This window comes from Flavobacterium aurantiibacter (assembly GCF_002251775.1).
Taxonomy (GTDB): Bacteria; Bacteroidota; Bacteroidia; order Flavobacteriales; family Flavobacteriaceae; genus Flavobacterium; species Flavobacterium aurantiibacter.
Window position 1 is genome coordinate 1 of the sequence record NZ_NOXX01000130.1, and the last position, 8,199, is coordinate 8,199.

The following is an 8,199-nucleotide window of genomic DNA, read 5'->3' on the forward strand; positions in this document are numbered from 1 at the left end:
GCACACTTTTTGCGCAGCGACGACTCGTTTGCCGGCGCGCCCAAAAAAACGAAATGAAATAATGAGAAATTACTGCAGTTAGGCCGCTGAATTAATCGAGCTTGCTTAAAATACGCTCAAAATTGGTGTCTATTTCTTTCCATTTTGCGAATTGCGCGAAATCGGATTCGATAAGTTTACGCGCGCTGATTTTTGAACTAACTTGCTGTTTAATAACCGATTTGTATTTATCTACTGCCTCTTGCTTCTCGCCTGTCAGCAAAAGTGCATGGCCGTGGAGTATTTTAGTTTCAACATTGCTCAGGCTCGGATTAGCCGCGAAAATCTGAAGTGCGTTATCGAATTGCTTGGAAAAAATAAACGCACGTGCCAGGCTGTTAACATCTTCGGTTTTTTGCAATTTGTATTCGAAAATGGTTGTTTCCAGCAAACTTATAGCTTTTTCAAACTGCTCTTTGTCAATATATTGCTGAACATCTTTGCGAATTGCGGCGAGAATTCCGGCGTTACTTTCTTTTTGCGACAAACACAAACTTCCCGACTTGCTGTACAAACGCATTTTCTCTTCGGCGAGCAATTCGGTGTACTGTTCATAGGTGTACTGCGCCGAAATTTTCTCTAAAATACAACTGCAAAATTCGTTTGGCTGTAACATTTTATTGGCAACTCCTCCCTCTTTTGCTAGAGCGATGATCTCTTTTTTACGCGCTGCTGTCCAACCGCTGCTTTTACGAGCATCAACCCAAGGCACAACTTCCAAAACAATTTTTTGCGAAAACAACCAATTGTCGCTTTCAACACCGATATATAATTTTTTGGCTGTACAGGAAAAGTTCTTGCCAAACAAGCGACCCGCATCTTTTGAAAGTGCGTCGGTTGCGGCATAACACGCGTTTTTCAAGGTTCCCGTTTTCTGAAATTTGTCGGCATCGGCAGCATCGCCAAACAGCGCATAACGGCATTTATCGCTTCCATTCACTTTTGAGAGTAGAAATACACCACCCGCAGCTCCCTGACTGATTCCGCTCGGATCGGGAATCGATTTTAATAACGAAAAAAGGTTGTTTGACAGTTGCTGATTTTCGTCGAGAACCGTGATTCGGTACACAAATTCGGTAGTTCCGGTCGGAAAATCAGTAACTGCCACCACCTGCCTGTCGCCTGCTTTTAACTTAATTTCTTTGGTAAACGAACGGTCTTTGTCCCAAAATCCTGTAGCATTTTGCCCAAAGCTAGCTCCGGAGAGAAGTAAACAAGCGAACAGTATTTTTTTCATTTAAATCTCGATTGTATCGCCAATTGGAAGCAAGATTAACTCTTTACCTGTTTCGGCAAAATGTTGTTTTGCTGCTTCGTGATCGATGGTTATGTATCCGAACGTATCAAAATGTATGCCCAACACTTTGTTGCATTCTACAAAGTCGGCTGCAATAGCTGCATCGGCTACATCCATCGTAAAGTTGTTACCAATCGGAAATACTGCCAAATCGAGTTTAGTTCGAAGCGGAATTAATTTCATATCGAACGTCAACGCAGTATCGCCCGAAATGTAAATGCTTTTTCCAGCCGCTTCAATGACAAATCCTCCAGGATTTCCGCCGTAGGTACCGTCGGGAAACGCACTAGAGTGAATTGCATTTACATATTTCACGGTTCCAAACGGAAATTTCCAGCTTCCGCCGTGATTCATCGGATGGTGATTTAAGCCTTTCTTACCGTAATAATCGGCAATTTCAAAGTTCGATACGATGGTTGCCTGTGTACGTGTTGCGATAGCCTCAACATCGGCCACGTGATCGCCGTGTGCATGCGTAAGTAAAATGAAATCTGCTTTCAATGCGTTGATATCGATGTGTGCTGCCAAAGGATTTGGACTAATAAACGGATCGACCAAAATGGAAACACCATTAACCTCAATAGCAAGCGATGCATGTCCTAAGTACGTAATTTTCATATTATAAAGCGTTAAAAATAGATTTAAAGATTTGAATAAAGATGTCTTGGAAGAAGAAAATTAGCGAAAGTGCCAATAAAACTGAAAGTGCAAATGTGGAAAGAGCTACTTTTTTTAGCTCCGGATCGTAATCGGCTGGTTTTGAAATGGCTGAGAAGCGTTTTAAATGTAAAAGCAAAGGAATGTAGGCAAGTAAAAACAAGTATTGATCTAACTGAAATTCTTGCAAATAGGCGAATATTAAAACCAGGATTAGCGATGATAAAATTAGAAAGTAGTGGTACTTACGACCGAAATTAGCGCCAAGTTTTACAATTAAAGTTCGTTTGCCGGCCGCTGCATCAGAAATTTGATCGCGTAAGTTGTTGAGATTTAAAACGGCAACGCTTAAAAAACCTATGGCGGTTGCCGGCAGGAAAAGTTGGGCGTCGAGTTCTTTCACAAACATAAAATGAATACCAATTGTACTCACCCAGCCGAAAAAAATGAAGACAAAAACATCGCCCAGACCGCGATATCCGTAGGCAGATGATCCAACAGTGTAACGAATAGCTGATGCGATGGCTAGTCCGCCTAAGATCAAAAACACGAGACTAAACCAGAGGTAGCGATCTTTAAACGAAAAATAAATTAGTGTTACGGCAGAAATAAACGTTAAAACTGAAGTTAGAATCATGGCACGTTTCATTTCCGCTGGCGAAATAATACCACTTTGAATGGCGCGTTGGGGTCCGATTCTGTCTTGATTATCGGTGCCTTTTACACCGTCGCCGTAATCGTTGGCAAAGTTTGACAGGATTTGTAAACCTAAGGTGGTTGTTAGTGCGAAAGTTACAATCCACCAATTAAACGTTGCGTGCGAAATGGCGTAAAAGCTTCCTAGGATTATTCCGGAAACAGACAGCGGTAAAGTTCGTACTCGTGCTGCTTCGATCCAATGTTTCATGTACAGGAAAAGTTAGTTGCTACAAACTTACAAAGTAAAAATGCAATTGTGTTTTGTTACCATCAATTTATCTTTTAGAATTATTTGCTCTGCTTATCTTTGACCAAATTTCTAGATTATGAAAAAAATATTGGTATTCCTTGTTTTATTGAGTAGTAGTTTCCTTTCCGCGCAAAGCCAAAAGCCTTCGAAAGCATTTAAAAACTTGGTGGAAATCATGCAAGGTCATTATACTTCTGAATTACAATCGAAAAAAGACAGCACATATTTCAATATTTCACTACGCATGACGCCTATTTGGAAATCGAAAGGCGCTTTTTTGTATGTAGAACAAGCCATGGCTTCAAAACAAGACAAACCGTATCGCGTTCGAATTTATAAACTCTCGGAACGCCCCGATGGGAAGATTGTAAGTGAAATTTATACTTTGAAAGACGAAAAAGCGTGGATTGGAAAATATACAGATCCGACTCTTTTTGATGCGTTAACAGAAGCCGATTTAGAGTTAAAAAGCGGTTGCGAAGTAGTGTTAGAACGCGTTTCAAAGAACACCTTTCGCGGAGCTACTGGCGAAAAGTCGTGCCCAAGTGAACTGCGCGGCGCCTCATATGCAACATCAAAAGTTACCGTTACTAAAAACAGTATTTTGTCTTGGGACCAAGGATTTGACGCCGCTGGAAAGCAAGTTTGGGGCGCTGAAAAAGGCGGTTATGAATTTTTGAAGGTGAATTAGCTAATTTGTACAAACAAGCGATTTAATTTGTTTTCTTCTCCTCCAACAATCGCTTGAGCTCAGCGCCGACACGCGGACTATAATTCGCTAATTCCGACTCGAAAAACAGCCTGTATTTTTCTTGCTGCAGTAATTCGCGAATCTTATCTCGACAAAACTTTACAAACTGCCAACGATGATTCGACAAACCTGTAGGCAGTAAACGCAATGTTGCCTTATCCGACGCATCTAAAAAGAAGAGCGCCGTAAATGCGTTTTGTCGGCGTTCGGTTGGCTGATCTTCGCCCGCGTAACGCAACAACTCGTCGTAATATTTAAGCTGCATTTCACTACTGCCCGACTTCGACTTCAAAGCCAATGTCAGCCAAAAAATGCGAACGTTGTAATCGTGCAAACCGTTTTGATCTTTCAAAGCATCCAAATACGCCATGCGCTGTTCCGGACAATACAGGTATAATTTCTTCAAAGCAATTTCTCTCGTTACGTACGACGAATCAGCCAAAGTTTTTGCAAATAAATCGCAATCGCCTTTCGCAATCGAATCCGTTAAAGCCAAAGCCAATTGCCTATTTTCCCAATCGATATCCGCAATACCTAGCTTGATTAACTCGTAACGATCTGCTTCATTTAGCTTGTCGGCTTGCAGTAAAACTTCTCTACGTATTTCACTGATATTTGATGCCTTATACACATTACGTAAAGCTTCAGTTGAAATATCTTTTCCGTTAACGATAGCCGAGGTTTCCAAATACTCACGTACGTCAGGACTAAATTTCTTGAGCGTATTCAATGCTTCGGCCGTATCGAAATTCGGATTTCGCAACCAGTTCTTCTCGAAATTTAAAACATCGATTTTCGAATTCTTCTTAACTAAATCCAAGAAATTTGCGGTTGTTGCCGTCTTGTACGCATAGGTTTTTAAATACACATTCACAATCTTATCAAACGCTTCATCACCCAAAAGCCGATTCAAATAGAACAAACACCAAGCGCCTTTTTGATAATACGTCAGCGAACTAGCTCCTGTACTCACCACAGCTTCCGGTTTCTTTTTGTGAAATGCCGCTATATCGCGCGCCGATTCTAATAAAGCAAACGAAAAGTACGTATCGCCAAACAATTCGCGTTCTGCCAACAGAGCGTAATACGTGGCAAATGCTTCGTGAAGCCAGTGATCTTCCGGATTTTCGGCAGTAACCAAATTGCCAAACCAATGATGCGCCAATTCGTGAGCATGCACATTGGCATACGGTTTGTCGTGCGCGCCAACAGCATCGGTTACATAATCTTGTGCAAAAAACGTACAGGTATTGTTTTCCATACCCGCATACAAGAAATCTTCTAACGGAACTTGTCGGTAAATTTCCCAAGGATACGGTAAACCTATTTTCCGCTCCAAAAACGTAAATATCTCGCTATGATGTTGGTACGTACTTTCCACTAAATGAGTTTCGCTACTTTTTACATACATCTCGCGTTTTGTTTTATTAATCGCAGGTACGTCTATTTTGGCAAAATCGCCCACAGCAATAGCAAATAAATAGGCGCTAATGGGTTTCTTAAAGCCGTAATTCCACTGAGTTTTTCCGGCAACATTGGTTTTCGATTTTAGTGCGCCGTTGCTAATTACTGTTTTTCCGCTTTCGCAGATGAACGAAACGTCGAACGTGAGTTTATCCCGTTGGTCGTCTGGACTAGGAAACCAGTGACTCGTATATTTCCCTTGTCCTTGCGAGAAAATTTGCTGCTGATTATTGATATTCGTTAAGTACAAAGCCTGACGCGGCGTTGCCGAATAATTGAATTGTAAATGATACGTCCCAGGTTTGAATGTTCCAGGTAAGAGAAGTGCTTTTTTGGAGCTTTGGAAAACGGCAACTTTCTTGTTCAGGAGCACATCGGAAAACTGCATCGATTTGGCGTCAATTTTCAAGGTATCCATAGGTTTTAAAACCTTTATTTTATAGGAAACCGAGCCAAAAACCGACTGTTTTTCAAAGTCGAATTGCAGTGTGGCTTTTGCGGAAAGGAAATCGGTTTGCGATTGCGCTTTCATGGAAAAACTAAAACAACTCAGTACAAGGAAAATTAGCAACTTTTTCATGTGGGAAAGTTCGAAAAATATTACGGAAAAACCGCATCCGAGTACAAGCGAAAAAATATATCTTCGCTTTTGATGCAAGCCGATTTACTACAATTATCCATCGAGTTTCTAAAAGGCGTTGGCCCCCAGCGCACTGTTGTTATTCGTCAAGAATTGGGAATAGCAACGGTTCAAGATTTATTGTATTTTTTTCCGAACCGCTACCTCGATCGCACGCGTTACTACAAGATTAACGAGCTACAACAATCGCTTGCCGAAGTACAAATTATTGGTCAAATCACCAGTATAAAAGAAGTTCCGTTCGGAAAAAACAGAAAACGCTTGGTGGCCTCGTTTGCCGATGCAACAGGTGTTATGGAATTGGTTTGGTTTCAAGGATATAAATACCTCATTGAAAAGCTAATTCCCGGAAAACCTATGGTAATTTTCGGACGATTACAATATTTCAACAATACGTATTCGATGCCGCATCCCGAAATCGAATCGTTGGAAGAACACAAAATAGGTTTAAAATCGGGCTTGCAAGCTGTATATCCGAGTACCGAAAAATTGAACAACCGCGGCATCAGCAATCGGATTTTTTCCAAAGCTTTAGAGCACGCCTTTTCGATGGCAAACCAACCGTTTGAAGAGAATTTGCCGCTGGAAATTCGAAAAGAATTGCGATTGGTTTCAAAAAGCGAAGCGATGGTTGCGATGCACTTTCCAAAGTCGCCCGATCAATTAACGAAAGCCGAAAGTCGGTTGAAATTCGAAGAACTTTTCTTTGTTCAATTGCAGCTTATCACGAAAAATATCGTCCAAAAACAGCGTATTAAAGGTTATGTTTTTAATTCGGTTGGCGAGAATTTCAATACGTTTTACCACAATCATTTGCCCTTTGAATTAACGAATGCGCAAAAACGTGTGGTTAAAGAAATTCGCAAAGACATGGCAACAGGTGCGCAAATGAACCGATTGTTGCAAGGCGATGTAGGCAGTGGAAAAACCATAGTGGCTTTGTTGTGCATGATTTTAGCCAAAGACAACGGCTTTCAATCGTGCTTGATGGCGCCGACCGAAATTCTGGCGAATCAGCATTTTTCCGGTTTGACCGAATTGGCGAAACCTGCCGGTTTGAACATACGGCTGTTAACCGGATCGACCAAAAAAGCGCAGCGCCAAGAAATTCACGAAATGCTGCTCGACGGTTCGTTGGATATGCTCATTGGCACGCATGCACTTATCGAAGATACGGTACAGTTCAAACAGTTGGGATTAGCGATAATCGACGAGCAACACCGATTTGGCGTGGCGCAGCGTTCAAAACTGTGGCAGAAAAGTGTGGTTCCGCCGCATGTTTTGGTTATGACCGCCACTCCTATTCCGCGCACCTTGGCGATGTCGCTTTACGGCGATTTAGACGTTTCGGTAATCGACGAACTGCCGCCCGGTAGAAAGCCCATCCAAACGCTGCATAAATTTGAGTCGGCACGGGGCAATTTGTATCATTTTATGCGTAGCGAAATTGCGAAAGGACGCCAGATTTACGTAGTGTATCCGTTAATTCGCGAATCGGAAAAGCTCGATTTAAAAGATTTGATGGAAGGCGTTGATACACTAAGTCGGGAGTTTCCTTTACCGGATTACGCCATTTCGATTGTGCACGGACAAATGAAACCCGCCGAAAAAGACTTTGAAATGAAGCGCTTTATCGAAAAGCAAACCCAGATTATGGTTGCCACCACGGTGATTGAAGTTGGTGTTAACGTGCCGAATGCCAGCGTAATGGTTATCGAAAATGCCGAACGTTTCGGGCTCTCGCAATTGCATCAATTACGCGGACGTGTGGGTCGCGGTGCCGAACAGAGTTTCTGTATACTGATGACCGGTAACAAGTTATCGAAAGAAGCCAAAAAGCGCATGGAAACGATGGTTCGCACCAACGATGGCTTTGAAATTGCGGAAGTTGATTTGGAATTGCGCGGTCCGGGCGATTTAATGGGCACGCAGCAAAGTGGTGTCTTGGCATTGAAAATAGCCGATTTAGTTAAAGATAAGGCGGTGTTACAACAGGCACGCGTTTTTGCCACGCGCCTACTCCAAACCGATCCGGGATTGGTTTTGCCGGAACACGAAAGCACGCGTCAACATTTAGGCCGACTAATGCAGGATAAAAATTTGTGGAATTTTATTTCGTAGCGGCGGGATTTAATGTCGCTTTTTAGTGCCTGATATTCAATAAAACAGATTTGAAATCAAGTACAAGAATTTCTGTTTTTTAACTAAAATGGGCAACGTGTGTTTGTAAGATATACCAGTATTTTTATGGGGGGTGCCGGCGGTGCAATCATACCGCTTCGCAAACGGATCACCGAACCGCCGTCGCGCCATTCGCTATATCTTTCCGGCGAACGCATAATGGAAATACCGTAGCGCCAAAAGATTCTGTGTTGATTTACAAATAAAATCCTAATTTTTTA

At 42.1% G+C, this 8,199-nt stretch carries 6 protein-coding genes; 2 read left to right on the forward strand and 4 right to left on the reverse strand.

Translation table 11 applies throughout. From position 1 onward, the window contains the following. Window positions 1-91 precede the first annotated feature (91 nt). Genes CHX27_RS02435 through menA form a run of 3 tightly spaced genes read right to left on the reverse strand, consistent with a single transcriptional unit; the run spans window position 92 to window position 2,900 of the window. A complete protein-coding gene (locus CHX27_RS02435) occupies window positions 92-1,276 on the reverse strand; it encodes a tetratricopeptide repeat protein (RefSeq protein WP_094485177.1) in 1,185 nt (394 codons plus the stop codon). Beyond that, window positions 1,277-1,954, reverse strand: a complete 678-nt coding sequence (locus CHX27_RS02440) for a metal-dependent hydrolase (RefSeq protein ID WP_094485178.1) — start codon at window positions 1,952-1,954, stop codon at window positions 1,277-1,279. 1 nt (window position 1,955) lies between these two features. Then, window positions 1,956-2,900: a 1,4-dihydroxy-2-naphthoate octaprenyltransferase gene (gene menA, locus CHX27_RS02445; RefSeq protein ID WP_094485179.1), complete on the reverse strand. Its 945-nt coding sequence runs from the start codon at window positions 2,898-2,900 to the stop codon at window positions 1,956-1,958. Window positions 2,901-3,018: 118 nt separating this feature from the next. Here menA and CHX27_RS02450 point away from each other — a divergent pair, with 118 nt between their 5' ends. After that, window positions 3,019-3,633 (forward strand): chromophore lyase CpcT/CpeT, encoded by a 615-nt coding sequence (locus CHX27_RS02450; RefSeq protein ID WP_094485180.1) that lies wholly within the window; start codon window positions 3,019-3,021, stop codon window positions 3,631-3,633. 22 nt (window positions 3,634-3,655) lie between these two features. On the opposite strand, the gene CHX27_RS02455 is transcribed toward CHX27_RS02450, so the two are convergent. Continuing rightward, the gene (locus CHX27_RS02455; protein WP_094485181.1) at window positions 3,656-5,737 is read right to left on the reverse strand and encodes a M1 family metallopeptidase; all 2,082 of its coding nucleotides are present in this window, start codon (window positions 5,735-5,737) and stop codon (window positions 3,656-3,658) included. A gap of 57 nt (window positions 5,738-5,794) precedes the next feature. On the opposite strand from CHX27_RS02455, the gene recG reads away from it, so the two are divergent. Then, entirely contained in the window at window positions 5,795-7,918 is a 2,124-nt protein-coding gene (recG, locus tag CHX27_RS02460; RefSeq protein ID WP_317048267.1) for an ATP-dependent DNA helicase RecG, read from the forward strand. Window positions 7,919-8,199 lie beyond the last annotated feature (281 nt).